This window comes from Angustibacter luteus, assembly GCF_039541115.1.
Taxonomy (GTDB): domain Bacteria; phylum Actinomycetota; class Actinomycetes; order Actinomycetales; family Angustibacteraceae; genus Angustibacter; species Angustibacter luteus.
On the sequence record NZ_BAABFP010000004.1, the window covers coordinates 58,041 to 83,191 of the forward strand.

Genomic DNA, 25,151 nt, shown 5'->3' on the forward strand with positions numbered 1-25,151 from the left:
GCTCAGCGCACCCGGACGGTGATCTCCACCTCGACCGGGGCGTCCAGCGGCAGGACCGCGACGCCCACCGCGCTGCGGGCGTGGATCCCGGCGTCGCCGAAGGCCTGGCCGAGCAGCTCGCTGGCCCCGTTGACCACACCGGGCTGGCCGGTGAACGCCGGGTCGCTGGCCACGAAACCGACGACCTTGACGACCCGCTCGACCAGGTCGAGGTCGCCGATCGCCGACTTCACCGCGGCCAGCGCGTTCAGCGCGCAGGTGCGGGCGAGGTCCTTGGCGTCCTCGGGGGACACGAGCCCGTCGCCCTCGCCCACCTTGCCGGTCGCGGCGAGCTGGCCACCCACCATGGGCAGCTGTCCCGACGTCCAGACCAGCGCGCCGTCCCGGACGGCGGGCACGTAGACGGCGACCGGCGGGGCGACGTCCGGCACGGTCAGGCCGAGCTCCGCCAGTCGCTGCTCGACGGCTCCCTGCGCGTCCGACATCGTCACTTCTCCCGCTTCAGGTAGGCGACCAGGTTGCCCTGGTCCCCGGTGACGACCTGCACGAGCTCCCAGCCGTCCTCGCCCCACTGGTCGAGGATCTGCTTGGTCGCGTGCACGATGAGCGGAACGGTCGCGTACTCCCACTTGGCCATGGCCCGCATCCTCCCCCATCCCGCACTCCGCCGCCCAGCCCCCCTCCCCCCGCGGTGATCATGCACGTTCGCCCCGGGCTTGCTGGGGTGAACGTGCGTGATCACCGGGGGGGAGGGACGGGCCGTCACGTGGAGGGGCGGACCAGGCCCGTCTCGTACGCCAGGACGACGGCCTGGGCGCGGTCGCGCAGGTCCAGCTTGGTCAGGATCCGGCCGACGTGGGTCTTCACCGTCTGCTCGGCCAGCACCAGCCGGTCGGCGATCTCGCCGTTCGACAGGCCCGCGGCGATGAGCTCGAGCACCTCGGTCTCGCGTGGGGTCAGCGCGTTGAGCCGGGTCGGTCGGGCGGACGACGACGCCGGCCGCCGCGCGAACTCGGCGATCAGCCGGCGGGTCACCGTGGGCGCCAGCAGGCCGTCGCCGGCGGCCACCACCCGCACCGCCTGCACCAGCTCGTCCGCCCGGGCGTCCTTGAGCAGGAACCCGCTCGCCCCCGCCCGCAACGCCTCGAACACGTAGTCATCGAGGTCGAACGTGGTCAACACCAGCACCTTGGGGTGCCGGTCGCCAGGCATGGCCATGATCCGCCGGGTCGCCTCGATGCCGTCCAGCACGGGCATCCGGATGTCCATCAGGACGACGTCCGGGTCGTGGGTGCGCACCGCGCGCACCGCGGCCTCACCGTCGGCCGCGTCACCGGCGACGGTGATCCCGTCCTGCGCGGCCAGCAGCGCGGCGAAGCCCTGCCGCACCATCGCCTGGTCGTCGACGACGACCACCCGGATCGAGTCGGTCACGGCGCTCCCAACGGCAGCTCGGCCCGGACGACGAAACCGCCGTCCGCGGAGGGCGCGGCGTCCAGGGAACCGCCCTCGGCCCCCGCGCGCTCGCGCATCCCGATGATGCCGTGCCCGGCGCCGTCGGGGTCCAGGTCGGCCGCGACGGGCTCCGGCGGCCGGTCGTTGACGACCGAGACCCGCAGCGCGGACCCGTCCCGCGCCACCACCACGCGCACCGCCGCCCCGGGAGCGTGCCGGGCGGCGTTCGCCAGCGACTCCTGCACGATCCGGTAGGCGGCGAGGGACGTTCCGGGCCGCAGCGCGTCCCCGCCCAGCCGGACGTCCGCCTCGACGTCCTGCCCGGCCCGACGGGCCCCCTCCACCAGCTCGGCCAGCAGCTCCAGCCCGGGCTGCGGGGCGTGCTCGGCCTCGTCGTCCTCGTTGCGCAGCACCGCGAGCAGCGCCCGCGTCTCAGCCAGCGCCGCCCGAGCGGACGCGCTGATCGACTCGAGCTCCTCGCGCGCGACGTCGGGCAGGTCCGGGTGGCGGTAGCCCGCGGTCTCGGCCTGCACCACGACCAGCGACATGTGGTGCGCGACGATGTCGTGCAGGTCGCGGGCGATCCGCGCGCGCTCCTCCAGCACCAGCCGCCGCTGGGTCTCGGCCGAGCTCACCGCCGTCTGCCGGGACAGCGCCCGGTTGGTGCGCGCCAGCCGGCTGACCAGCAGGCCGACGACCACGATGATGGTGACGCCCACCATCCAGCCGGTCCGGACGTCCGGCGCCGAGCCCCAGGCGAACAGCAGCACCGTCGCGGCCCACGCCCCGACCACCCGCTGCAGCGGCTCGCGCAGCGCGACCGCGAACAGCAGCGCGAAGATCACCAGCGACTGCACGGTGAGCCACGTCCACGGGTCGGAGTCCGCGACCGGCAGCGTGATGGCCAGCGCGAACGCCGAGACCTCGCTGATCAGCAGCCCCAGCGTCGGCCGGGTCAGCACCAGCCCGAACGGCAACCCGGCCAGCAGCCCGACGAACGGCATCAGCCCGTAGCCGAGGGTGTCGACGTCGTACACCTCGCCGCTGGTGCCGAACGCGATGACCGACAGCGCGACCGCGACGGTCCAGGCGGCCAGGGTCAGTCGCAGGCGGCGGCGCGGGTCGGGGCTGAGCGCCGCGGGCTCGCTCCAGCGCAGCAGCGCCGACTCGACGTGCTGCCAGCCGCGGGCCGTCGCGGCCGGTGCGGCGCGCAGCCGGCGCAGCGGATGGGGTCGGGGAATCCTCACCCGACCACCGTAGGGACTTCGGCGCAGCAGGTCGTCATACCTGAGGGGTATCTGCCACCCCCTACGCAGGTCCTACCGCTCGTCCGGCGTGGAACCGCAGTGGCACAACGGATCTGGCGCCCACGGACGACGACCCGGCGGCCATCTCGTCCCTACCGTCCGGCCGGACGCGGGTCAGCCGACCCGCTGTGACGGCGGAAGGGGCGCTCTGATGCGCGAGGGCACGCAGCAGCGGACGAGTACGCCGATCGGACGACGCATCCTGGTGGTGCTGGCGGCGCTCCTGGTGTTCGGGGCGGTCAGCGGGTCCGCGGCCTGGGCCGGCGGCCGGCCGCGCTCGACCGCCTCCGAGACCTCCGACGCCGCGGCAGCGGCCGTGCGGTCGCTGACCGGGGACGGCGACCCCCGGGCGACCGCGGCGCTGCTACCGGCGGACTTCGGCGCGGTGATGGGCTACTGGCCCGTCGTCGTGCGGGCCGGCGGCCGAACCGTGCTGGAGCGCGCGAGCGGGAGCTGCTCGTCCCCGTTCGGCGACACCCGCTACGACTTCTCCGCGGCCTGCCGCCAGCACGACCTCGGCTACGACCTGCTCCGCTACGCCGACCGGACCGGCCACCCGCTCGGCGCCTGGGCCCGCGCCGCCGTGGACCGGGCGTTCGACCGGCACCTGAACGAGCGCTGCGGCGGCCCGGCCTGCGCAGCGGCCGCGGCGGTCTACGCCGGCGCCGTGGACGTCAACTCCGTGCGCCAGCTCTACCGGGTACCCGCGATCGAGACCCCTATGCACTGGGGACTGGCGGGGTCGGCCGGCGCGCTGGTCCTGCTGCTCGGCTGGTGGCGGCGGCTGCGGGTCCGCACGGCGACCGTGCTCGCCCGGCTGGCCAGGGCCGCCGCTCGGCGGGTCACCGTGGGCCTGCCCACCCTGCTGGGCGCGATCGGTCTCGGCGCCTCACTGGTCCCGACGATCCTGCCCCGCCCCCTGCTCGTGCAGGCCGTGGTGTCGGCCGTCGTCGCCGTCCAGCTGGTCGCCGTCGGTGCGCTGGCCCGTCGGGCCGTGGCACGGATGCGCACGATGCGACCGAACCGGCTGCCCCCGACCGTGCAGCGCTGGGGCACGACGGCGTTGGCGATGGCGGCCATCACCGCGGGCGTCGTCGCCGGCCACGCCCGCAGCGCCGAGCTGCTCACCGGGATGGGCCAGGCGGCGCCGTCCCTGGCCGAAACCGCCCTGGCCGCCGGGCTCGCCGGCGCGCTCGGGACGGTGCTCGTCGCGGCCGGCCGCGGCCTGGCGTGGACGGCCCGCGCCGCGTGGCGCTCACGCCGCGTCCGGGTCGCCCTGCTGGTACCGGTGCTCGCGGTCGGCTCGACGGTGGGCTTCGCGGCGCCGCGCGACGCGTCGGCCGGGATCGACGTCGGCAGCAAGGGACGCCGCTACCTGGCCCACGGACTCACGGCCGACCAGATCAGCCAGGTGACCGGGAAGCCTGCACGGCAACCGATCCGGACCTACGTCGGGCTCGGCGCGGCCGCCGATCCGCAGGACCGGGCGCGGCTGGCCGTGCGTCAGCTCGACCAGCTCGGCGGCTTCGACCGCGCCGCGGTGCTGGTGCTGATGCCGACCGGCTCGGGCTGGGTCGACCCGGCGGGCGTCGGCGCCGCGGAGTACCTGTACGGCGGCGACATCGCCTCCGTGGCCGTGCAGTACGACGACGTGCCGAGCTGGGTCGCGTACCTGAAGGGCGGGGGGGCCGGGCGCCAGACCGCGACCGCGGTACTGGACGCCGTCCGGGCCCGGGTCGACGCGATGCCGGCCCAGCGCCGCCCCCACGTGCTGCTGTTCGGCGAGTCGCTGGGCGCGCTGTCCGGGCTGCACGCCCCGGTCGGGCGGGCGGACGCCGCGCTGTGGGTCGGCGTGCCGGGGCCGGCCCGCGAGCGCGCCGAGCAGGTGTCGGCGGACCCGAGCCAGCAGGTGCTGCTGCACGCCGACGACCCGGTGGCGGCCTGGTCCCCGGAGCTGGCGTGGCGCGACACGGCGCAGTGGAGCCGGCCGTGGGTGCCGGGGTTCAGCTTCTGGCAGGGGGTCGGCGACCTCGTCTCGGCCTACTGGACGCCGGACGGCTACGGCCACCGGTACTCCACCGAGATGGTCGACGCGTGGGTGCGGGCGGCGCACCCCTCGGCGGCGGGCAGCCCGGTGGCGGCCCGGTTGCCGCAGGTGCGGGCGGCGGTCGGCGACCTCGCGGCGGTGGGCTGATCGGCCAGGATGGTCCCGTGAGCTCCCGCGGCGTCCTCGACCAGCCCGCTCCCCCGCCTGACGCGGTGCTGCGGTACGGCCCGCTGCCCGAGCACGTGATCGACGTCCGGTGGCCGGCGGCCGCCACGGCCGCCCCGCTGGTCGTGGTCGTGCACGGCGGCTACTGGCGCGAGGAGTACGACCGCACGCACGCCGGGCCGCAGTGCGTCGGGCTCGCTGCGGCCGGCTACGCCGTCGCCGCGATCGAGTACCGCCGGACCGGGTCGGGGAACGGCTGGGACGAGCTGTCCGCGGACGTCGCCGCCGCGCTCGAGCAGGTCGGTGGACTGGTCGCCGGGGCGGCCCAGCAGGCCGGCATGGACGTCGACCCCGCCCGCACGGTGCTCGTCGGGCACAGCGCCGGCGGGCACCTGGTGGCCTGGGCGGCGGCGACCCGCGACCTGCCCGGCGTCGTCGGCGCGGTCAGCCTGGCCGGCGTCCTGGACCTCACGCTCGCCGACGACCTGCGACTGGACGTCGGCCCCGGCGGTCCCGCCGTGCACGTCCTGCTCGGCGGGTCGCGGGTCGACGTCCCGCAGCGGTACGCCGCCGCCGACCCGACCCGCCTCGGTCCGCCCGCGATCCCGGTGGTCGCGCTGCACGGTGACGCGGACGACGTGGCGCCCCTCGCGCTGAGCGAGTCGTACTGCGCCGCGACCGGCCAGCGGCTCGTCGTCCTGGCCGGCACCGACCACTTCGCCTGGATCGACCCCCAGTCCACCGCCTGGCCGCACGAGCTGGCCGCGATCGACGCCCTCGCCCGCTCCCCCTAGCCCGCCGCCCCCACCCAGCCGCCCCCACCCGATCGTGGCAACCTCGCATCGCCGGCGATGCGTCGTTGCCACGATCGTGGGGTTGGGCGGGCTCGCGGAAGGCTAGGTAGCCTTCGCAGGTGCCCACGACCGCCGCTGCGACTGCCTCCGCGACCGCCGGCGACGTCCACGAGCGCGACTGGGACGGCGTCCGGCTGCACGTGGTGACCGGAAAGGGTGGCACCGGCAAGACGACCGTCGCGGCCGCCCTGGCGCTGGCCCTGGCCGAGCGGGGCAAGCGGGTGCTGCTGACCGAGGTCGAGGAGCGGCAGGGCATCGCGCAGCTGTTCGACGTGCCGCAGCCCGGCTACGACGAGGTGCGGATCGCGAACGGGCTGGACGGCGGCGAGGTGTTCGCGCTGGCCGTCGACCCGAAGGCCGCGCTGCTCGAGTACCTGCAGATGTTCTACAAGCTGGGCCGCGCCGGGGGGCTGCTGGAGCGGTTCGGCGCCATCGACTTCGCCACCACGATCGCGCCAGGCGTGCGCGACGTCCTGCTCACCGGCAAGGTCTACGAGGCCGTCCGCCGACGCAGCGGCGGCCGGCCCGTGTACGACGCGGTCGTGCTGGACGCCCCCGCCACCGGGCGGATCACCCGCTTCCTGGACGTGAACTCCGAGGTCGCCGGGCTCGCCCGGGTCGGCCCGATCCGGCACCAGGCCGACTCCATCACCACGCTGCTGCGCTCGCCGCAGACCGCCGTGCACCTGGTCACCCTGCTCGAGGAGATGCCGGTGCAGGAGACGCTGGACGGCGTCGCGTCGCTGCGCGCGGTCGGACTGCCGGTCGGCGGTGTCGTGGTCAACCAGGTGCGCGAGCCGATCCTGCCGGCCGGCCGGCTGGCGAGCGCTGCCAAAGGCAAGGTGAACCGGGCCGAGATCGGACGAGGGCTGCAGGCGGCCGGGCTGGGCCACGCCGAGTCGGACGTCGACGTGCTGGTCACGGAGGCCACCGAGCACGCGCAGCGGGTGCTGCTGGAGCAGCGCGAGCGGCAGGAGATCGACGCCCTCGCCCGCCCCGTCTACGAGCTGCCCGCACGCAGCGAGCTGGTGGACGTCGGCACGCTCTACCGGCTGGCCGAGCTGCTGCGTGAGCAGGGGATGGCATGAGCCCGACCACCCGGCGTCCGAGCCCGCAGCTCGACGTGGACGCCCTGCTGCGCGACCCCGGCACCCGGATCATCGTCTGCTGCGGGTCCGGCGGGGTCGGCAAGACCACCACCGCGGCCGCGCTGGGCCTGCGGGCTGCCGAGCAGGGCCGCTCGGTCGTCGTGCTGACCATCGACCCGGCGCGCCGACTGGCCCAGTCGATGGGGCTGGTGGAGCTCGACAACACCCCACGCGAGGTGGCCGGCGTCGACACCTCGGCCGGCGGGCGGCTCGACGCGATGATGCTCGACATGAAGCGGACGTTCGACGAGATCGTCGAGACGCACTCCACGCCGGACAAGGCCCAGCAGATCCTGGCGAACCCCTTCTACCAGGCGCTGTCGAGCTCGTTCGCGGGCACGCAGGAGTACATGGCCATGGAGAAGCTCGGCCAGCTGCGCGCGCAGGCCGACCAGGACGGCACCTGGGACCTCGTGGTCGTCGACACCCCGCCGTCCCGCTCCGCGCTGGACTTCCTGGATGCCCCGGCCCGGCTCGGCTCGTTCCTGGACGGCCGCTTCATCCGGCTGCTCGCCGCGCCCGCGAAGAAGGGCGGCCGGGCGTACATGAAGGCGTTCTCCGCCGGGGTGAACGCGGTCACCGGCACCCTCACCAAGGTGCTGGGCGCGCAGGTGCTCAAGGACGTGCAGACCTTCGTGGCGGCGCTGGACACGATGTTCGGCGGGTTCCGCGAGCGCGCCGACGCGACGTACCAGCTGCTGCAGCACGAGGGGACGGCGTTCCTGGTGGTCGCCGCCCCCGAGCGGGACGCGCTGCGCGAGGCGGCCTACTTCGTGGAGCGGTTGGCGCGGGACGACATGCCGCTGGGTGGGCTGGTCCTGAACCGGGTGCACGAGGTGGCGCCTGGCGCGCCTTCGGCGGAGCGGGCGCTCGCCGCCGCCGAGGCGCTCGGCGAGGGCAGCGGGCACACGCTGACCCAGCAGCTGCTGCGGCTGCACGCCGACCGGGTGCGCGTCGCCGAGCGGGAGCAGCAGATCAGCGAGCGCTTCACCGGGGCGCACCGCACGGTGCCGGTACGCCGGGTGCGGGCCCGCGCTCAGGACGTGCACGACCTGCCCGGGCTGCGCGACATCGGCGCTGACCTCGCCGGCTGACCCGCCCAGGCGGCCGGACGTCGTCCAGAGCAGAGAAGCGGGGCACCCGACGTCCGTCAGGTGCCCCGCTTCTCTGGTCTCGTGCTCTGGTCCCGGTGGTTCGAGGGGGTCAGACCGCCAGCGAGTCGTCGTCGGCCACGCCGGAGCTGAGGTGCTCGGCCCGGGCCGTCTCGAGCAGGCGCCGCCACGACTGCACGTTCGGGCGCTTCTTGAGCAGGGCCCGGCGCTCGCGCTCGGTCATCCCGCCCCACACGCCGAACTCGGTGCGGTTGTCGAGGGCGTCGGACAGGCACTCGGTGCGGACGACGCAGCCCATGCAGACGGCCTTCGCGCGGTTCTGCTCGGCGCCCTGGACGAACAGGTCGTCCGGGTTGACCTGGCTGCACGACCCACGTGCGGCCCAGTCGCGCTCCCAGACCTGGCTGCTGGTTGTCTCCGTCATCCCCGTACTCACCCTCTGCTGTGTCCACCCACGAGCTGCACGCCCGCTGCGGTGGTGCCCCATCCCCGGTACTTCGACGGTAGGTGTGCACCACCTGGTCGGGCTATGACCCGATCCGGCCATTCCTGCGGGCCACGATGACTAGTCATTTCGACGGCAACAATCAGCGTTTCTGCCATTCACGCCCGCAGGAATCGTGGTATTGAGGCAGGTCGGGTTACCCTTGATGAGGCCCAAACGGGTCCTGCACGCCCAGAAGAGGAGCACGGATGACGATGCGGACCGACGACCGCGGAAGCGGCTTTGCCGGCATCATCGCCCTGCTCGCAGCCTTCATCGGCACCGCTCTGGTCGCCGGCCTGATCGGCGCCGGGCTGTTCATGCCCTCGGTCGGCGCGGCCGGGGCCACCGCCCGCTCGGGCGTGGAGTTCTTCGACGCGCTGCCCACCGAGTTCGAGCAGAGCCCGCTGGCGCAGCAGTCCAGGATCCTGGACGCCGACGACCACGTCATCGCCACCTTCTACAACGAGAACCGCATCGTGGTCCCGTTGAAGAAGGTCGCCATGATCATGCAGAACGCGCAGATCGCGATCGAGGACACCCGCTTCCGCGAGCACGGCGGCATCGACCCCAAGGGCGTGCTGCGCGCCGCCGTCAGCAACGCGCAGAGCGGCGAGTCCGGCCAGGGCGCCTCCACCCTGACCCAGCAGTTCGTCAAGCTCACCCTGCAGGAGAACGCGCTGTCCGCCGGCGACGAAGAGGGCGCGCTGGCGGCGGTGGACAAGAACTTCGGGCGCAAGCTGCAGGAGATGAAGTACGCGATCACGCTCGAGAAGAACATGACGAAGGACGAGATCCTTCAGGGCTACCTGAACATCGCCTACTACGGCGACGGCGCGTACGGCGTCGAGACGGCCGCCCGGCACTACTTCTCGACCACCGCAGCCAAGCTGACCCTGCCGCAGGCCGCCATGCTCGCCGGGCTGGTCCAGCAGCCGGGTCGCTTCGACCCCCGCAAGAACCCGAAGGCCGCGCTGGCCCGCCGCAACATCGTCCTGGACCGCATGCTGCAGACCAAGGTCATCACCCAGAAGCAGCACGACGCCGCCGTGAAGACCAAGATCGGGCTGAAGGTGCGGCCCGCCGGCAACGGCTGCGACACCTCGCCGTACCCGTACTTCTGCGACTACATCTACAACCAGGTGCTCGACAGCAAGACCTTCGGCCCGACCACCGCGGCCCGCCGGGCGCTGATGATGCGTGGCGGCCTGACGATCAAGACCACCCTGCAGCCGGCCGCGCAGAAGCAGGCGCAGAAGGCCGTCTCGAGCAAGGTCGCCCCCACCAACAAGAGCAAGGTCGCGGCGGCCATGTCCGTCGTCGAACCGGGCACCGGCAAGGTGCTCGCCATGGTGCAGAGCACCAGGTACGGCCGCACCAAGGGCAAGACCACCGTCAACTACAACGTGGACAAGACCTACAACGGCGGCAGCGGGTTCCAGACCGGCTCCACGTTCAAGGCCTTCACCCTGGCGGCCGCCCTGGACGACGGGCAGTCGCTCAACTCGATCGTCGACGCCCCTCCGGGCAAGTACAAGTTCCAGCGCAGCGAGTTCAAGCCCGGCAGCTGCGAGGACCTGCGGCCGAGCAACTACGACCCCGGGAACAGCGAGGGCCACGAGCGCGGCCCGATGACCCTGGCGGACGCCACCGCGCACTCGGTGAACACCGCGTTCGTCCGGCTCGAGGCGGAGGTCGGGATCTGCAAGGTCGCCGACATCGCCAGCAACCTCGGCGTGCACCTGGCCCAGCCGTCCGCGGCCGACCAGCCGGACGGCAAGCCGAGCAGCGACATCCGGCCCTACGGCTCGCTGACCCTCGGCATCGAGACCATCGCGCCGCTGACCATGGCGAGCGCGTACGCGGCGTTCGCAGCCGACGGCCAGTACTGCCCGCCGGTGTCGATCACGTCGGCGACGACGCTGGGCGGCAAGAAGATCGCGCTGCCCAAGTCGGCGTGCGACCAGGCCATCAAGGAAGACGTCGCCCGCGGCGTCACCAGTGCGCTCCAGGGCGTCCTGACCCACGGCACCGCGGCGGGTCGCGGGATCGGGCGACCGGCGGCCGGCAAGACGGGCACGACGAACAACTCCACGGACCTGTGGTTCATCGGCTACACCCCCCAGCTCGCCGCCGCCGTGTGGTTCGGGCACCCCAACGCCAGCAAGCCGATGAAGAACATCAACACCGGCAAGGGCTCGTACGGCGGGCAGCTGTACGGCGCCACCGTCTCCGCGCCCATCTGGCAGTCCTTCATGAAGGCGGCCAGCGCCAAGCTGGCGGTGGAGAACTTCGGCAAGCCGTCGTCCAAGATGACCTACGGCGAGCGGATCACGGTGCCGTCCGTGACGGGTCAGTCGATCGAGGCCGCCACGAGGACGCTCGAGGGGGCCGGCTTCTCGGTCTCCGTCGGCGCGCCGAAGCCGAGCGCCGTCCCGGCCGGGCAGGTCGCGGAGTCCAGCCCCGGCGCCGGGTCACGGGCGACGGCCGGGACGACGGTCACGATCTACCCGAGCACCGGCGTGCCGCCGGCCACCCCGAACCAGCCGGGCCCGGGCAACACCCCGAACCCGACGATCACCGGGTTCCCGAACCCCAACCCGACGCACACGCGCAAGCCGCGCTGACCGGGCGGCTCAGCCGGACGCGAGCTGGCGCTTGACCTCGGCCGCGACCCGGCCGCCGTCGGCGCGACCGGCGACCTGCGGCTGCACGACCTTCATCACCGTGCCCATGCCAGCGGGCCCGGCCGCGCCGGTCTCGGCGATGGCCGCGGTCACGAGCGCGGCCAGGGCGTCGTCGTCCAGCTGGGTGGGCAGGTACTCCTCGACGACGGCCAGCTCGGCGCGCTCGCGCTCGGCCCGCTCGTCCCGGCCGCCGTCGGCGAAGGCGGTGGCGGCCTCGCGCCGCTTCTTGCCCTCACGACGCAGCACGGCCTGGACGTCGTCGTCGCTGAGCTCGCGCGCGACGTCCCCGGCGACCTCCTCGTTGGTCACGGCGGTCAGCACCATGCGCAACGTGGCGACCCGCACCTCGTCCTGCTGGCGCATCGCGGAGGTGAGGTCGGCCCGCAGCTGGTCCTTCAGAGCGCTCATGTCCAGCGAGTCTGTCAGCCGATGGCAGGATGAACCACTGTGATCCCTGTGCCTGCCCGTGCCGCGCTGGGCCTGGTCGGGCTCGGTGCCGCCTTCGTGGCCGGCACCGTGGTCGAGAGCCGGGCCTACCTGCTGCGCCGCTACGAGCTGCCGGTGCTCGCGCCGGGCTCGCGGTCGCTGCGGGTGCTGCACCTGTCCGACCTGCACCTGACGCCGTGGCAGCGCCGCGAGCGCGAGTGGGTCCGCGGGCTGGCGGCGCTCGAACCCGACCTGGTGGTGGACACCGGCGACAACCTCGCGCACGTCGACGCCGTCCCCGCGGTGCTGGACGCCCTGGCCCCGCTGCTCGAGCGCCCCGGGGTGTTCGTGCTGGGGTCGAACGACTACTACGGGCCGGTGCCGAAGAACCCTGCCCGGTACCTGCTCCGCCACGGCGGCAAGAAGCGACTGACCGGCGCGCGGCTGCCTACCCAGGACCTGGTCGACGGGCTGCTGGACGCGGGCTGGTTGGACCTGGACAACCGGCGCGACCGGCTGGACGTCGGCGGTCTGGCGCTGTCGTTCGTCGGGGTCGACGACCCGCACCTGGGCTACGACCGGTTCCCCGCGCCGTCCGAGTCCGCGCGTGACGCCGTCGACCTGCCCGTCGGGGTGCTGCACGCGCCGTACACGCACGCGCTGGACGCGATGGCGGCGGACGGTGCGCGGCTGGTGCTGGCCGGGCACACCCACGGCGGCCAGCTGCGGTTGCCGGGCTTCGGCGCGCTGGTCACCAACTGCGACCTGGACCGCCGGCGCGCCCGCGGGGTGAGTCGCTGGTGGACCGGCGCCGGCCGGGTCGCGGCCGACCACCTGCCCCCGGACGACGCCGCCTGGCTGCACGTGAGCGCCGGCCTGGGCACCTCGCCGTACACGCCGTTCCGGTTCTGCTGCCGCCCCGAGGCGTCGCTGCTCACCCTCACCGCCCCCTGACGTCCGCCTCGGGCCGGGGTCCGCACGGGATCCGGTTTCAGGGATGTGCCTCGGCTCGGCTACGATGACGTGGCTCCGTTCGACCAGCCCGCTGGACGTCGGAGCACAGCCACGGGGTGTGGCGCAGCTTGGTAGCGCGCTTCGTTCGGGACGAAGAGGCCGCAGGTTCAAATCCTGTCACCCCGACCACGTCAATCTCGGCGACCGGCCCGGCACTCAGGGGCCGCCGCGCCAGTGCTCGATCCGGTGGTGGTCGGGCACGAAACCGTGCTTGACCCCCCACAGCACCGCTTGCGAGCGGCTCGCGACGCCGATCTTGCGGTACGTCGTCCTGATGTAGGACTTCACCGTGTTGGGACTCAGGTAGGTCAGCGCGGCGACCTCGGCGTTGCTCTTGCCCTGCGTGATCAGCGCCAGGATCTCCGACTCCCGGTCCGTCAGACCCTCGCCGCGGCCGGGCCAGTCCAGCCCCGTCGCGACCTTCGCCCGTGGCGGTCCCTCCGTCGTGACGTTCTCGCCGGCGTGGATCGCCTCGAGTGCGTCCACGAGCTCGCGCGCCGCGAGGGTCTTGGACAGGTAGCCGTGCGCGCCCTTGTCGCGCGCGCTCGCCACCAGGTCCGGGTGGAAGTTCCAGGTGTAGACCACGACCCGCCGGGCCCGCGGGTTGGCCACCAGCACGCCGATCTCGGCGGCATCGGACTCCGGCTGGGCGAAGGAGTCGTACAGCGCGATGTCCACCAGGTCGTCAACGGGCTCGTTCGCATCCAGCTCGGCGATCACGACGCGGTCCCGGTAGGGCTCGAGCATGCGGGCGACGCCGGCCAGGACGACGTCGTAGTCATCCACCAGGGCGACGGTGATCGGGGTCCTCGGCTCGGCTGCCACCCGGCAACTCTACCTACCTAGGGGTGTACCCACCCCACCCTTAGGGTGGTTATCTCTAGGGTGCGCGTCCGTCTCGGACAGCGCCTTAGCCCCAATGAGAGAGGCACCTCATGATTCTCCTCGGCATCATCCTGATCATCGTCGGGCTGGTCGTCGCCAGCCTGCACGTCCTGCTCTGGATCGGGGTCATCCTGCTGCTCGTCGGCCTGGTGCTGAACTTCGTGCCGATCGGCGGCTCGCGACGTCGGGTCTTCTAGCGGACGTCGCGCCGCACGCGACGGCGCGCCTGGACGAGGGTGGGGCACCGCGGGGGCTGAATTTCGGTGCCTCACCCTTCTCGTCCCCTCGTGTCGTGCGTACCGCGGCCGCCGCTCGCGCATAATCGCCGCGTGAGCACGCCACCCCCCGAGCCGACGCAGCCGACGCAGCCGACGCAGGCGTTCGCGTCCCCGTCCCCGCTGCCGGCGCACCAGCAGTACCCGCAGTACCAGCAGCCGTACGCTCCGACGTCGTCCTGGCAGCCGCCAGCCCAGCCCCCGCGCGGGGAGTCCGGCGCGACCAGGGTCATCGCGATCGTCGCCCTGGTGCTCGCCGCGCTGGCCTGCCTGGGCGTCCTCGTGGTGTTCGTCGTCACCATGGTGTCCGGCGTCGGCATCGACGCCGGGGGCGACCTCGAGGGCACCGCCCCGCAGGTCGTCGCGGGCCAGCCCTACTCCGGGGAGGCGCTCGCGGCGGAGGTCCAGCACGTGTTCGAGTACGAGGGCTGGAGCGTCGACTCGATGGACTGCCCTGACACCCCACGAGTGGACTACGACGCGCAGACCACCTGCCACGGCGTCGTTGACGACTACGAGGAGAACGTGACCGTCGACTTCCAGGACGCCGAGGGGCACTTCAAGGTCTTCGAGGAGTAGCGCGTAGCGTCGCAGGATGACGAACCCGGACGCTCCCGCGCAGATCGGCGTCACCGGCCTGGCCGTGATGGGCCGCAACCTCGCCCGCAACCTCGCCCGGCACGGCTTCACGGTCGCGCTGCACAACCGCACCCACGCGCGCACCGAGAGCCTGGTCGCCGAGCACGGCGACGAGGGCACCTTCGTTCCCAGCGAGCGCCTCGAGGACTTCGTCGCGAGCCTCGAGCGACCACGGGCGATCATCGTCATGGTCAAGGCCGGTGGGCCGACCGACGCGGTGGTCGACGAGCTCGTGCCCCTGCTGGACGAGGGCGACATCGTCATCGACTGCGGCAACGCGCACTTCGCCGACACGCGGCGCCGCGAGCAGGCGCTGTCCGAGCACGGCCTGCACTTCGTCGGCGCCGGGGTGTCCGGTGGTGAGGTGGGCGCCCTGGAGGGGCCGTCGATCATGCCCGGCGGGTCGGCGCAGTCGTACGAGAAGCTCGGCCCGATCTTCGAGTCCATCGCCGCCCAGGTCGACGGCACGCCCTGCTGCGTGCACGTCGGCCCGGACGGCGCCGGGCACTTCGTCAAGATGGTGCACAACGGCATCGAGTACGCCGACATGCAGCTCATCGCCGAGGCCTACGACCTGCTGCGCAGCGGCCTGGGGGCGGCGCCCGCCCAGATCGCCGACACCTTCCGTGAGTGGAACTCAGGCGACCTGGAGTCCTTCCTCATCGAGATCACCGCCGACGTCCTGGCGCACACGGACGCCGCGACCGGCGAGGCCTTCGTGGACGTCGTCCTGGACCAGGCCGAGCAGAAGGGCACCGGCCGCTGGACCGTGCAGAACGCCCTCGAGCTCGGGGTGCCGATCACCGGCATCGCCGAGGCGACGTTCGCCCGGTCACTGTCCGGGCACGCCGAGCAGCGGGCCGCCGCCGCGCAGGCGTTCGCCACGCCCGCCGAGGAGGGCTTCGCTGACGACCCGCAGGCGTTCACGGACGACGTCCGCAAGGCGCTGTACGCGAGCAAGGTCGTCGCGTACGCGCAGGGCTTCGACCACATCGCAGCGGGCAGCGACGAGTACGGCTGGGACGTCGACCCCGGTGCCATGGCGACGATCTGGCGCGGCGGCTGCATCATCCGGGCCAAGTTCCTGGACCGGATCCGGGAGGCGTACGACGACCAGCCGGACCTGCCGACCCTGCTGGTCGCGCCCTACTTCGCCGCCGCCGTGCAGGACGGGGTGGACAGCTGGCGGCGCGTGGTCGCGGCGGCGGCCCGGGCCGGCATCCCGACCCCGGCGTTCTCGTCGTCCCTGGCCTACTTCGACGCGCTGCGCCGGCCTCGGCTTCCGGCGGCCCTCATCCAGGGGCTGCGAGACAACTTCGGCGCGCACACCTACCGCCGGGTCGACCGGGACGGCACGTTCCACACCGAGTGGTCGCAGGACCTCGTCGAGCACGAGGCCTGAGGCGCCGTCAGCAGTGGTCGGACTTGCTGACCTTCGTCGCCTTCGCCGTGCTCGCGGTGCCCTCGGTCGCGGCGTAGGTCACGGTCACGCAGTCGCCGGCGGCGAGGTCCCTCTCCGACGTACCCTCCGCTTCGGTGGTGACGAAGCACATTCCCTTGGCCTCGGCCGCGCCCACGCAGAAGGCCGGGATGGTGCTCGTCACCCGTCCCGTGAGGACCTCGTCGCTCGTGCTGCCACCCGAGCACGCCGGAAGGACCGCCAGGCAGGCGGCCGACACCAGGGTTGCGAGAACCGCACCTTTGCCGTTCATAGCGACGTTGATCGGCTGCCGCGCGGGCGAGGTTGAGCCTGCCGGGGCCCGGAACCACCCGGATGGCGTGACGGTGGGCGCCGCTAGTCTCCCGGGATGAGCGAGATGCCCGACTGGGAGGCCCGGTTCCGCGCCCGCCGCCTCGGTCTGCCCGACTTCGCGCGCGACGACGACCGGCGCACGGTCGTACCGGCGACGACGTCGGCGGGCACCCTCGAGCTGCACTGGTGGTCGGTCGGGGACGACGAGCCCGTGCCCGCGACGGACCGACCGGAGGGCACCGCCCACGGCATCCTGCACCCGAGCGGGCACGCCCTGTGGTGGTTCGACGACCGCAAGGGCGACGAGAAGGGCGTCTGGCAGCGGCAGGACTTCGGCTCGGCGCCGGGCTCGCACACGGACGCGACCGGGCTGCCGCACGCGTACAGCTCGGGCCTGGCTCTGGGCGACGGCCTCGCGGTGGTCGGCAGCAGCGACGACGACTACGGCGTGCGCGTGCACGTGGTCGCCGCGGACGGCGCAGCGCGCGTGCTCTACGAGCACGAGGAGGAGGCCTACGTCGGTGACCTGTCCCGCGACGAGTCGCTGCTGGTGATCGCGCACAGCGAGCACGGCGACTCGCGGCACCCAGCGTTGCGGGTGGTGCGCGTGGACGACGGGACGACGGTCGGCGACCTGTGGGACGGCGCCGGTAAGGGTCTCGAGCCCGCGGGCTTCTCCCCGCTGGCCGGCGACCAGCGGATGCTCGCGGTGCACGAGCGCGACGGCGTCCCCGCGCTGCTGGTCTGGGACCCGGTGTCGGGCGCCGAGCAGCTCGTCGCGATCGACCTGCCCGGCGAGGTCGAGGACGCGGACTGGTGGCCCGACGCTGGCAGCGTGGTCGTCGCCCTGTCCCACGAGGCCCGCACCACGCTGGTCCGGGTGCAGCTGGATTCCCTTGCCGCGCAACGGTTCGGACCGACGTCCGGCACCGTGCGGTCGATGGCGGTGCGAGACGACGGCGAGGTGTGGGCGGGGTGGTCGTCCGCGGCGCAGCCGGCCACCGTGCGCCGGCTGGACGTCACGCGCCAGGACGAGGGCGAGGTACTGCTCGCGCCGCCCGGCGCCGCGGCGCCGCCGTCCGTGCCGGTCGAGGACGTCTGGGTCGAGGGCCCCGGCGGGCGCATCCACGCGCTGCTGCGCCGCCCGGCGGTCGACCTGGTCGCACCGCCGCGCCCCCTGCCTCTGGTGATCGAGGTGCACGGCGGCCCGACGCACCACGACGTGGACGCCTTCGGCGCCTACCCGAGCGCCTGGGTCGACCACGGCTACGCGGTGGTGCAGGTCAACTACCGCGGCTCGACGGGCTACGGCTCGGCCTGGCGCGACGCCTTGGAGGCGCGGGTCGGGCACGTCGAGCTGGAGGACGTGCTCGCCGTGCGCGACCACCTCGTCGAGATCGGCTTCGCGGACCCGACCAAGGTCGTGCTCGCGGGCGCCTCCTGGGGCGGCTACCTCACGCTGCTCGGGCTGGGTACCCAGCCGGACTCCTGGGCGCTGGGACTCGCCGGCGTGCCGGTGGCCGACTACGTCGCCGCGTACGAGGACGAGATGGAGGGGCTCAAGGCCTTCGACCGGTCGCTGTTCGGTGGCTCGCCGGCGGAGGTCCCCGAGCGGTACGTCGACTCCAGCCCGATCACCTACGTCGACGCCGTGCAGGTGCCCGTGCTGGTGCTGGCCGGCGAGAACGACCCCCGCTGCCCGATCCGGCAGATCGAGAACTACCTGGCCCGGCTCGACGCGCGCGGCGTGCCGCACGGCGTGTACCGGTACGACGCCGGGCACGGGTCGCTGGTGGACGACGAGCGCGTCCGGCAGATGCGCGTCGAGCTGGACTTCGTGCTGGCGCACCTGGGGGCCTGAGATGAGCGCCGGACCCGGGACGCCGCTGCTGATGGCCGTCGACGGCAACAGCCTGCTGCACCGGGCGCACCACGCGCACGAGCACAGCGGCCAGCGTGACCTGGCCGGGCACCCGACCTGGGGGCTGCGTGGGATGGTCGCGGCGATCGGTGGGGCGGCGGCGCGCCTCGGCCCGGACGCCGTCGTCGTCGGCTTCGACTGCCCCGTCGCCTCGGTCCGGCGCGAGGAGTACCCCGAGTACAAGGCGGGCCGCGCCGCCAAACCGGACGACCTGGTGGAGCAGCTGGCCGGAGCCGTGGACCTGTTGCGGCGGTGCGGTTTCGCCGTCGTCCAGCACGAGGGGTGGGAGGCGGACGACGTCCTGTCGTCCGCTGCGGCGCTGGCCCGGGGGCACGACTGGCGGTGCACCGTGGTGACCAGCGACCGCGACTCGTTCGCGCTGATCGACGAGAGCACGTCGGTGCTGCGGATCATCGCTGGCGGGGTGGACGCCTCCCCGCTGCTCACCCCCGCCCGGCTGCCCCTGCTGTGCGGGGTGCAGGCCGGCCAGTACCGCGACTACGCCGCGCTGCGGGGCGACGTGTCCGACAACCTGCCGGGCGCGAACGGCATCGGCGCCAAGACGGCCGCCAAGCTGCTGCAGTCGTTTCCCGGGGTCGCGCAGGTGTACGCGGCGATCGACGGCGGCCGCGAGGAGGAGGTCGTGGCGGCGGTCGGGGCCGCGGCGTGCCGGCGCCTGGCCGAGCCGCAGGCCCGGGCGAACGTGACGCGAAACCTGCGCCTGATGGCGATGCGCGTCGACCTGCCCATGCCGGGCCTGGACGCGATGCGGGTGCCGATGGACCTCGTGCGCATGCAGACCGCGCTGCTCGAGCGCGACATCCGGCTCGGGCCGTCCCTGTGGGCGCTGACCGGCAGCGCACCGCCGGGCGAGGACTCGTGGGCGCGCATCGCCGAGCAGGAGGACGTCGCCCCGCCGGCCGTCGCGAGCCCGACCGCCGCCCCGGTGGCGGTCGCCGAGCCCGTCGTCGAGGACGACCAGCTCAGCCTGTTCTGAGGGTCGTTCACCACGCGAAGCGGGGGTGGCACTGCTGAACGTGATCCACGTCCGGCCGGTCAGCGGCCGGTGCCCCCGTAGACGACGGCCTCGACCTCGAGGGCGTCCAGGCCGAACGCGGTGTGCACGGCGCGGACGGCGGCGTCGACGTCCTCCGCGCGGGTGACCACCGAGATGCGGATCTCGGACGTCGAGATCATCTCGATGTTGACGCCGGTGAGCGCGAGCGCCTCAAAGAAGGTGGCAGAGACGCCGGGGTGGGTGCGCATGCCGGCACCGACGAGCGAGACCTTGCCGATCTGGTCGTCGTACTGCAGAGCAGCGAATCCGACCTCGGCCTGGATGCCTTCAAGCGTGGACATCGCGATCACGCCGTCGGTCTTGGGCAGGGTGAACGAGACGTCGGTCAGGCCCGTCGAGGCGGCCGAGACGTTCTGCACGATCATGTCGATGTTGATCTCGGCGCGGGCGACGGCCTGGAAGATGGCGGCGGCCTTGCCCGGCTGGTCCGGGACGCCGACGACGGTGATCTTGGCCTCGCTGCGGTCGTGCGAGACGCCCGAGATGATCGCCTGCTCCATGTCCTGACCTTCCGTGTCCGTGTCGATGACCCAGGTGCCTTCGCGCGTGCTGAACGAGGACCGGACGTGGACCGGCATCCGGTACCGGCGCGCGTACTCGACGCAGCGCAGGTGCAGCACCTTGGTGCCGCACGCCGCCATCTCGAGCATCTCCTCGCTGGTGATCCGGGCGATCCGCCGGGCGTTCGGCACGATCCGCGGGTCGGCGGTGAACACGCCGTCCACGTCGGTGTAGATCTCGCAGACGTCGGCGCCGAGCGCGGCGGCCAGCGCCACCGCGGTGGTGTCCGAGGCGCCCCGCCCGAGGGTGGTGATCTCCTTGGTGTCCTGGCTGACGCCCTGGAAGCCGGCGACGATGGCGACGTGACCCTCGTCGATGGCCTGCCGGATCCGGCCGGGCGTGATGTCGATGATCCGGGCCTTGCCGTGGGCGGAGTCCGTGATGACGCCGGCCTGGCTGCCGGTGTAGGAGCGGGCCTGGTGGCCGAGGTCGTGGATGGCCATGGCGACGAGCGCCATCGAGATGCGCTCGCCCGCGGTGAGCAGCATGTCGAGCTCGCGGGCCGGGGGCAGCGGCGAGACCTGCTGGGCGAGGTCGCGCAGGTCGTCGGTGGTGTCACCCATGGCGGACACGACCACGACCACCTGGTTGCCGGCCTGGGCGGTGTCGACGATGCGGCGCGCCACCCGCTTGATGCTCTCGGCGTCAGCGACGGAGGATCCGCCGTACTTCTGCACGACCAAGCCCACCGTGACCTCCGGGACGACGCGAAACGACTGCGTCGTCAAGTCTAACCAGCGGGCGGTGTCGTCACGTCGCCGCCCGGATCGCGAGACGGCTGTCTCGCGGTGGCGCGCCACTGGCCGAGCCAGGCGACTGCGAGCGACAGCAGCATCATCAGTGCGGCCAGCGCCACCGCGTACGTCGCGACCCGCCCGTACCCCCCCGTCTCGCGGGGGTCCAGGAACGGGTACGGGTACCAGTCCACGACGGGCCCACGCAGCAACGAGTAGGCGAAGTAGGCCAGGGGGAACCCGAGCCAGCCCAGCGCCAGGCGCCACGACGCCCGCGGCCACGGAGGCAGCAGCAGCCAGTCGACCAGCACGACCACGGGCGTCACCCGGTGCAGCACGGAGTTGATCCACGGCTCGGTGAGCCCGACGTCCTGGTTCGACAGCAGCACCGCGTAGACGATCCCGGTGATGACGAGGTACAACGTCGCCGCGCCACGCAGGGCGGCCCACCTCGGTCCGGTCGGTGCGCGGAGCCCACCGACGAGCAGCACCACGATCCCGAGCACGTTGCTGAGAATCGTGAAGAAGCTGAAGAAGTTGCCCGCACTGCCCGTCCGGGCGTCGAACGCGGCCCCGAGCGCGACGGCGTCCAGGACTGCGAACCCGACCCGGGCGATCCGTCCGACCGTGAGTCCCGGGACCGACATAGGCGCAGTCTGACGCACGCGCGCCGTCGGCGACCAGCGCTACGGTCACCGCATGAGCCTTCGCCCCGCCGTCATCGAGCTCGTCGTCTCGGACCTGGCCGCGTCCATCGCCTTCTACCGGCGCCTGGGCCTCGAGCTGCCGGAGGACGGGTCTGCCCCGCACGTCGAGGTCGAGCTCGGGGGTGGTCTGCGCCTAGCGCTCGACACGGTCGAGACGATCCGCAGCTTCGACCCAGGCTGGACGCCGCCGACCGGCGGGCACCGGGTCGCCCTCGCCTTCGCCTGCGACAGCCCGGCGGACGTCGACGTCAACTACCGGCGACTGACCGACCTCGGGTACGCCGGGCACCTGGCGCCGTTCGACGCCGTCTGGGGTCAGCGGTACGCGGTCATCCATGACCCGGACGGCAACCCGGTCGACCTGTTCGCCGCCACGGTCTCGCCGGACTCAGCTGGCTGAGCGGGCGGTCAGCGGCGCCGGGCCGTCACGGGTGCAGGGCGTCGAACTCGGCGTCCGCGACGAGCTCGTCGTCGGCGTCCAGCCGCAGGTGCGCCAGGATCGACTGGACGACGCGCAGCGCGCTGGCCGCGCGGGTGCCCCAGCTCGACAGGTAGGAGAACTGCCACCACCACAGCGCCTCGTCCACCCGGCCGGCCTCGAAGTGCCGCAGCCCGTGCGAGAGGTCCGAGGCGACGGTCGCGAGGTCGCCCGACAGCGAGCCGGCGACGACCTCGCCGGACACCACCGGGTCCACGACGTCCGCGTACTCGTCCAGCCCGACCAGCACGTTGGACAGCGCCCCGTGCAGCGGGTCGACGTCCGGCTCGGGCCCGGAGTCCGGCTCGAACCGCTCGGTCGGGATCACGTCGCCGATGGCGCCCAGCCGGGCACCGGCCACCAGCACCTGGCTGACGGCGAGCAGCACGATCGGCAGCGCCACGTCCGGGCTGGTGCCGCTGGCCACGGTCGTCGTCGCCTCGAGGTAGGCGCGCACGTCGATCGCGGTGTCGGCGGCCAGGCGGGTCAGCTCGCCACGCTCGTTCTCGACCGCGTCGCGCGCGCGGCTCTGCGGTGCGTCAGACATCCAGCAGTCTCCGTCCTTCGAAGGCTCGGCCCAGGGTGATCTCGTCCGCGTACTCCAGGTCGCCGCCGACCGGCAGGCCCGAGGCGATCCGGGTGACGCGGAGCCCCATCGGGCGCAGCAGCCGGGCCAGGTAGGTCGCCGTCGCCTCGCCCTCGAGGTTCGGGTCGGTCGCGATGATGACCTCGGTGACCACGCCGTCAGCCAGCCTGGTCATCAGCTCGCGGGTGCGCAAGTCGTCCGGACCCACCCCGTCGATCGGGCTGATGGCACCGCCGAGCACGTGGTAGCGCCCGCGGAACTCACGGGTCTTCTCGATGGCGACGACGTCCTTCGGCTCCTCGACGACGCAGAGCACCGTGGGGTCGCGGCGGGCGTCGCGGCAGATCCGGCACAGCTCGTCCTCGGAGACGTTGCCGCAGACGGCGCAGAACCGGACCTTGTCCTTGACCTCGGTGAGCGCCGTGACGAGCCGGCGCACGTCGGCCGGCTCGGCGGCCAGCAGGTGGAACGCGATCCGCTGGGCACTCTTCGGACCGACCCCGGGCAACCGCCCGAGCTCGTCGATCAGGTCCTGGACCACACCCTCGTACACACCGGGCAGCCTACGTCCTCGCACCGACGTTCACGGACGGCGCCACCGACGGCTCGCCGCCCGTCTGGGTCACTCGTCGGTCTCGTCGATGACCCGGCCCCCGAGCAACCGCTCGACCACGGGCCGGCCGACGAGGTCGCTGTCCTCTGCGTCCGGGTCGTCCGCGCTCGGCAGGTCGTCCGCGAGCGCCACCGCCGACGCCTCCGGACGCCGGAACTTGGCCGCCTGCTCGGTGGCCACCTCACGGCGGCTGCGCCGGGGCGGTTCGGGCTCGGCCGGCGGGGCGGGATCGGCGGCTGGTTCAGGCTCCGGTTCCGGAGCAGGCTCGACGTCGTCGTGGGGTGGGCTGTCCCACCCGGCGGGCTCCGCCGGGGCCGTCTGCTGCGCGGGCTGGCGCGGCGGCGGTGAGGCGGGCGGGCCCGACGCGGGCGGCCGACCGGGACCCCCGGAGCCAGCACCACGGTTGGCGCCCCCGGCGGGCAAGGTGTCGCCGTGGACGGCCTCGACCTGGGCATCGAGGGCGAGGACCTCGATCAGCGCCTGCCGCACGAACTCGCCGTGCGCACCGGCGCGGAAGTTGGCCGCAGCACCCTCGGACGCGATCCCCAGCGTGACCCGGCGGCCGTCGAAGGCGAGCACCTGGGCGTGCTGGACCAGCATGAACGTCACCTTCTTCATGCTGAACAGGCGCGTCGCGACGTCCGGCCAGGCGTGCCGGATCGCCTCGACGTCCAGCGCGCCGGGGGCAGCCGGGGCCACTGAAGCAGCCGGCTCGGCCACCGGCTCGGGGGCCGGCTCGGCGACCGGCTGGGCGACCGGCTGGGCGACCGGCTCGGCGAGCGGCGTCGGCGCGGCGTCCGGCTGCGCCTCGGGCTCCGGTTCCGGCCGTGGTGCGGGCTCGGCTGCCGGGGCTCGATCGGCCGGCGGCGCAGCGGGGGCAGCGGGCTGGACGGCGGGCTGGACGGCAGCCGGGACAGCAGCGACCGGGGCGCCAGCCGCGGGCACGGCCACGGAGAGCCGGCGCTCGATGCGGTCCAGCCGGGCGCCGTAGCCGGCCTCGCCGTCGGCGGCGGGCAGCAGGACCCGGGCGCACAGCAGCTCGAGCTGGAGCCGCGGTGCGGTGGCGCCGGTGAGCTCGGTCAAACCGTTGTTGACGACGTCCGCCGATCGGGAGAGCTGGGCGGCGCCGAACCGGGAGGCCTGGTCGCGCAGCCGCTCGAGCTGGTCCTCCGGCACTCCGCGCAGGATCGCTCCGGCCCCCTCCGGCACCGCGCTGATCACCAGCAGGTCCCGCAGCCGCTCGAGCAGGTCCTCGACGAACCGGCGCGGCTCGTGCCCGGACTCGACGACACGGTCCACCACCTTGAAGACGGTCGCCGCATCGCCCGCCGCGAAGGCGTCGACCACCGCATCCAGCAGCGTGGCGTCGGTGTACCCGAGCAGCGACACCGCGCGCTCGTACGTCACCCCGTCCTCGCCTGACCCCGCGATGAGCTGGTCGAGCACGGACAGCGCGTCCCGCACCGACCCGGCCCCCGCGCGCACCACGAGCGGCAGCACCCCCTTGGACACCTCGACGTCCTCGCGCCGGCACAGCTCAGCCAGGTAGTCCTGCAGGCGCTGCGGCGGGACCAGCCGGAAGGGGTAGTGGTGGGTCCGCGAGCGGATCGTCCCGATGACCTTCTCGGGCTCGGTGGTGGCGAAGATGAACTTCACGTGCGGCGGCGGCTCCTCGACGACCTTCAGCAGGGCGTTGAAGCCCGCGGAGGTCACCATGTGCGCCTCGTCGATGATGTAGACCTTGTACCGGCTCGCGGCCGGGCCGAACGCCGCCTTCTCGCGCAGCTCGCGGGCGTCGTCCACACCACCGTGGCTGGCCGCGTCGATCTCGATGACGTCGACCGTGCCCGCCCCACCACGGGCCAGGCCCACGCACGAGTCGCACACCCCGCAGGGCACATCCGTCGGCCCCTGCTCGCAGTTCAGGCAGCGCGCGAGGATCCGAGCGGACGTGGTCTTGCCGCACCCGCGAGGCCCGCTGAACAGGTAGGCGTGGTTGACCCGCCCGGTGCGCAGCGCCTGCATGAGCGGCTCGGTGACGTGCTCCTGACCGATGACGTCCGCGAACGACTCGGGGCGGTAGCGGCGGTACAGGGCGGTCGACACGGGACGACCCTAACGCGCCGTCCCGACAGCTTGGCGTCCGTCGTCCACCGGTTCCACCCACGACCGACGGTCTGCGGTTGCCGCTGTCGGTGGACTGCGCGACGGTGTACCCGGTC

25 protein-coding genes and 1 tRNA gene are annotated in these 25,151 nt (G+C 73.3%); 13 read left to right on the top strand and 13 right to left on the bottom strand.

The window, feature by feature from the left end:
- Positions 1 to 2 precede the first annotated feature (2 nt).
- From ABEB17_RS06595 to ABEB17_RS06610, 4 genes are all read right to left on the bottom strand, one after another.
- Positions 3 to 485: a RidA family protein gene (locus ABEB17_RS06595; RefSeq protein WP_345715886.1), complete on the bottom strand. Its 483-nt coding sequence runs from the start codon at positions 483 to 485 to the stop codon at positions 3 to 5.
- Between the two features lie 2 nt (positions 486 to 487).
- The gene (gene sp36, locus ABEB17_RS06600; protein ID WP_345715887.1) at positions 488 to 637 is read right to left on the bottom strand and encodes a Sp36 family protein; all 150 of its coding nucleotides are present in this window, start codon (positions 635 to 637) and stop codon (positions 488 to 490) included.
- 125 nt (positions 638 to 762) lie between these two features.
- Positions 763 to 1,434, bottom strand: coding sequence for a response regulator (locus tag ABEB17_RS06605; RefSeq protein WP_345715888.1), 672 nt, complete (start codon positions 1,432 to 1,434; stop codon positions 763 to 765).
- Entirely contained in the window at positions 1,431 to 2,702 is a 1,272-nt protein-coding gene (locus ABEB17_RS06610; RefSeq protein WP_345715889.1) for a sensor histidine kinase, read from the bottom strand. The genes ABEB17_RS06605 and ABEB17_RS06610 overlap by 4 nt, the downstream gene beginning before the upstream one ends.
- A 211-nt stretch (positions 2,703 to 2,913) precedes the next feature.
- Here ABEB17_RS06610 and ABEB17_RS06615 point away from each other — a divergent pair, with 211 nt between their 5' ends.
- The 4 genes from ABEB17_RS06615 (at position 2,914) to bagB (ending at position 8,070) form a co-directional block, all read left to right on the top strand.
- Positions 2,914 to 4,956 (top strand): alpha/beta-hydrolase family protein, encoded by a 2,043-nt coding sequence (locus tag ABEB17_RS06615; protein ID WP_345715890.1) that lies wholly within the window; start codon positions 2,914 to 2,916, stop codon positions 4,954 to 4,956.
- Positions 4,957 to 4,973: 17 nt separating this feature from the next.
- Positions 4,974 to 5,768 (top strand): prolyl oligopeptidase family serine peptidase, encoded by a 795-nt coding sequence (locus ABEB17_RS06620; RefSeq protein WP_345715892.1) that lies wholly within the window; start codon positions 4,974 to 4,976, stop codon positions 5,766 to 5,768.
- A 119-nt stretch (positions 5,769 to 5,887) separates the two neighbouring features.
- Positions 5,888 to 6,916: an ATPase BagA gene (gene bagA / locus ABEB17_RS06625; RefSeq protein WP_345715893.1), complete on the top strand. Its 1,029-nt coding sequence runs from the start codon at positions 5,888 to 5,890 to the stop codon at positions 6,914 to 6,916.
- Positions 6,913 to 8,070 carry an ArsA family ATPase gene (gene bagB, locus ABEB17_RS06630; protein WP_345715894.1) on the top strand — a complete coding sequence of 386 codons (1,158 nt, stop codon included), beginning with the start codon at positions 6,913 to 6,915 and terminating at the stop codon, positions 8,068 to 8,070. The genes bagA and bagB overlap by 4 nt, the downstream gene beginning before the upstream one ends.
- A gap of 109 nt (positions 8,071 to 8,179) precedes the next feature.
- Here bagB and ABEB17_RS06635 read toward each other — a convergent pair whose 3' ends face one another.
- Positions 8,180 to 8,512, bottom strand: a complete 333-nt coding sequence (locus ABEB17_RS06635) for a WhiB family transcriptional regulator (protein ID WP_345715895.1) — start codon at positions 8,510 to 8,512, stop codon at positions 8,180 to 8,182.
- A 269-nt stretch (positions 8,513 to 8,781) separates the two neighbouring features.
- On the opposite strand from ABEB17_RS06635, the gene ABEB17_RS06640 reads away from it, so the two are divergent.
- On the top strand, positions 8,782 to 11,199 hold the full coding sequence (locus ABEB17_RS06640; RefSeq protein WP_345715896.1) for a transglycosylase domain-containing protein: 2,418 nt from the start codon (positions 8,782 to 8,784) through the stop codon (positions 11,197 to 11,199).
- A 9-nt stretch (positions 11,200 to 11,208) separates the two neighbouring features.
- On the opposite strand, the gene ABEB17_RS06645 is transcribed toward ABEB17_RS06640, so the two are convergent.
- Positions 11,209 to 11,667, bottom strand: a complete 459-nt coding sequence (locus ABEB17_RS06645; RefSeq protein ID WP_345715897.1) for a GatB/YqeY domain-containing protein — start codon at positions 11,665 to 11,667, stop codon at positions 11,209 to 11,211.
- Positions 11,668 to 11,709: 42 nt separating this feature from the next.
- On the opposite strand from ABEB17_RS06645, the gene ABEB17_RS06650 reads away from it, so the two are divergent.
- Positions 11,710 to 12,639: a metallophosphoesterase gene (locus ABEB17_RS06650; protein ID WP_345716370.1), complete on the top strand. Its 930-nt coding sequence runs from the start codon at positions 11,710 to 11,712 to the stop codon at positions 12,637 to 12,639.
- Positions 12,640 to 12,751: 112 nt separating this feature from the next.
- Positions 12,752 to 12,828 (top strand) — tRNA-Pro (locus ABEB17_RS06655).
- Between the two features lie 27 nt (positions 12,829 to 12,855).
- Here ABEB17_RS06655 and ABEB17_RS06660 read toward each other — a convergent pair.
- Complete coding sequence (locus tag ABEB17_RS06660) at positions 12,856 to 13,446, bottom strand: response regulator transcription factor (protein WP_345716371.1); 591 nt, start codon at positions 13,444 to 13,446, stop codon at positions 12,856 to 12,858.
- Positions 13,447 to 13,634: 188 nt separating this feature from the next.
- Here ABEB17_RS06660 and ABEB17_RS06665 point away from each other — a divergent pair, with 188 nt between their 5' ends.
- From ABEB17_RS06665 to gndA, 3 genes are all read left to right on the top strand, one after another.
- Positions 13,635 to 13,781: a hypothetical protein gene (locus ABEB17_RS06665; protein WP_345715898.1), complete on the top strand. Its 147-nt coding sequence runs from the start codon at positions 13,635 to 13,637 to the stop codon at positions 13,779 to 13,781.
- 132 nt (positions 13,782 to 13,913) lie between these two features.
- Complete coding sequence (locus ABEB17_RS06670) at positions 13,914 to 14,438, top strand: DUF4333 domain-containing protein (protein ID WP_345715899.1); 525 nt, start codon at positions 13,914 to 13,916, stop codon at positions 14,436 to 14,438.
- Between the two features lie 16 nt (positions 14,439 to 14,454).
- The gene (gndA, locus tag ABEB17_RS06675; protein ID WP_345715900.1) at positions 14,455 to 15,900 is read left to right on the top strand and encodes an NADP-dependent phosphogluconate dehydrogenase; all 1,446 of its coding nucleotides are present in this window, start codon (positions 14,455 to 14,457) and stop codon (positions 15,898 to 15,900) included.
- A gap of 7 nt (positions 15,901 to 15,907) precedes the next feature.
- On the opposite strand, the gene ABEB17_RS06680 is transcribed toward gndA, so the two are convergent.
- Positions 15,908 to 16,102 carry a hypothetical protein gene (locus ABEB17_RS06680; RefSeq protein WP_345715901.1) on the bottom strand — a complete coding sequence of 65 codons (195 nt, stop codon included), beginning with the start codon at positions 16,100 to 16,102 and terminating at the stop codon, positions 15,908 to 15,910.
- 204 nt (positions 16,103 to 16,306) lie between these two features.
- Here ABEB17_RS06680 and ABEB17_RS06685 point away from each other — a divergent pair, with 204 nt between their 5' ends.
- Together ABEB17_RS06685 and ABEB17_RS06690 are read left to right on the top strand one after the other, a co-directional pair.
- Positions 16,307 to 18,112 carry a S9 family peptidase gene (locus tag ABEB17_RS06685; protein WP_345715902.1) on the top strand — a complete coding sequence of 602 codons (1,806 nt, stop codon included), beginning with the start codon at positions 16,307 to 16,309 and terminating at the stop codon, positions 18,110 to 18,112.
- A gap of 1 nt (position 18,113) precedes the next feature.
- Positions 18,114 to 19,169 (top strand): 5'-3' exonuclease, encoded by a 1,056-nt coding sequence (locus ABEB17_RS06690; RefSeq protein ID WP_345715903.1) that lies wholly within the window; start codon positions 18,114 to 18,116, stop codon positions 19,167 to 19,169.
- 59 nt (positions 19,170 to 19,228) lie between these two features.
- On the opposite strand, the gene ABEB17_RS06695 is transcribed toward ABEB17_RS06690, so the two are convergent.
- Entirely contained in the window at positions 19,229 to 20,500 is a 1,272-nt protein-coding gene (locus ABEB17_RS06695) for an aspartate kinase (protein ID WP_345716372.1), read from the bottom strand.
- Positions 20,501 to 20,541: 41 nt separating this feature from the next.
- Positions 20,542 to 21,192 carry a Pr6Pr family membrane protein gene (locus ABEB17_RS06700; RefSeq protein WP_345715904.1) on the bottom strand — a complete coding sequence of 217 codons (651 nt, stop codon included), beginning with the start codon at positions 21,190 to 21,192 and terminating at the stop codon, positions 20,542 to 20,544.
- 52 nt (positions 21,193 to 21,244) lie between these two features.
- Between ABEB17_RS06700 and ABEB17_RS06705 the strand changes: the two genes are divergently transcribed.
- Positions 21,245 to 21,652, top strand: coding sequence for a VOC family protein (locus ABEB17_RS06705; RefSeq protein ID WP_345715905.1), 408 nt, complete (start codon positions 21,245 to 21,247; stop codon positions 21,650 to 21,652).
- A 25-nt stretch (positions 21,653 to 21,677) separates the two neighbouring features.
- Here ABEB17_RS06705 and ABEB17_RS06710 read toward each other — a convergent pair whose 3' ends face one another.
- From ABEB17_RS06710 to ABEB17_RS06720, 3 genes are all read right to left on the bottom strand, one after another.
- On the bottom strand, positions 21,678 to 22,277 hold the full coding sequence (locus tag ABEB17_RS06710; RefSeq protein WP_345715906.1) for a DUF5063 domain-containing protein: 600 nt from the start codon (positions 22,275 to 22,277) through the stop codon (positions 21,678 to 21,680).
- Positions 22,270 to 22,869 (bottom strand): recombination mediator RecR, encoded by a 600-nt coding sequence (gene recR, locus ABEB17_RS06715; protein ID WP_345715907.1) that lies wholly within the window; start codon positions 22,867 to 22,869, stop codon positions 22,270 to 22,272. Before recR ends, ABEB17_RS06710 begins: the two co-directional genes overlap by 8 nt.
- Positions 22,870 to 22,938: 69 nt before the next feature.
- A complete protein-coding gene (locus ABEB17_RS06720) occupies positions 22,939 to 25,035 on the bottom strand; it encodes a DNA polymerase III subunit gamma and tau (protein WP_345715908.1) in 2,097 nt (698 codons plus the stop codon).
- Positions 25,036 to 25,151: the final 116 nt, after the last annotated feature.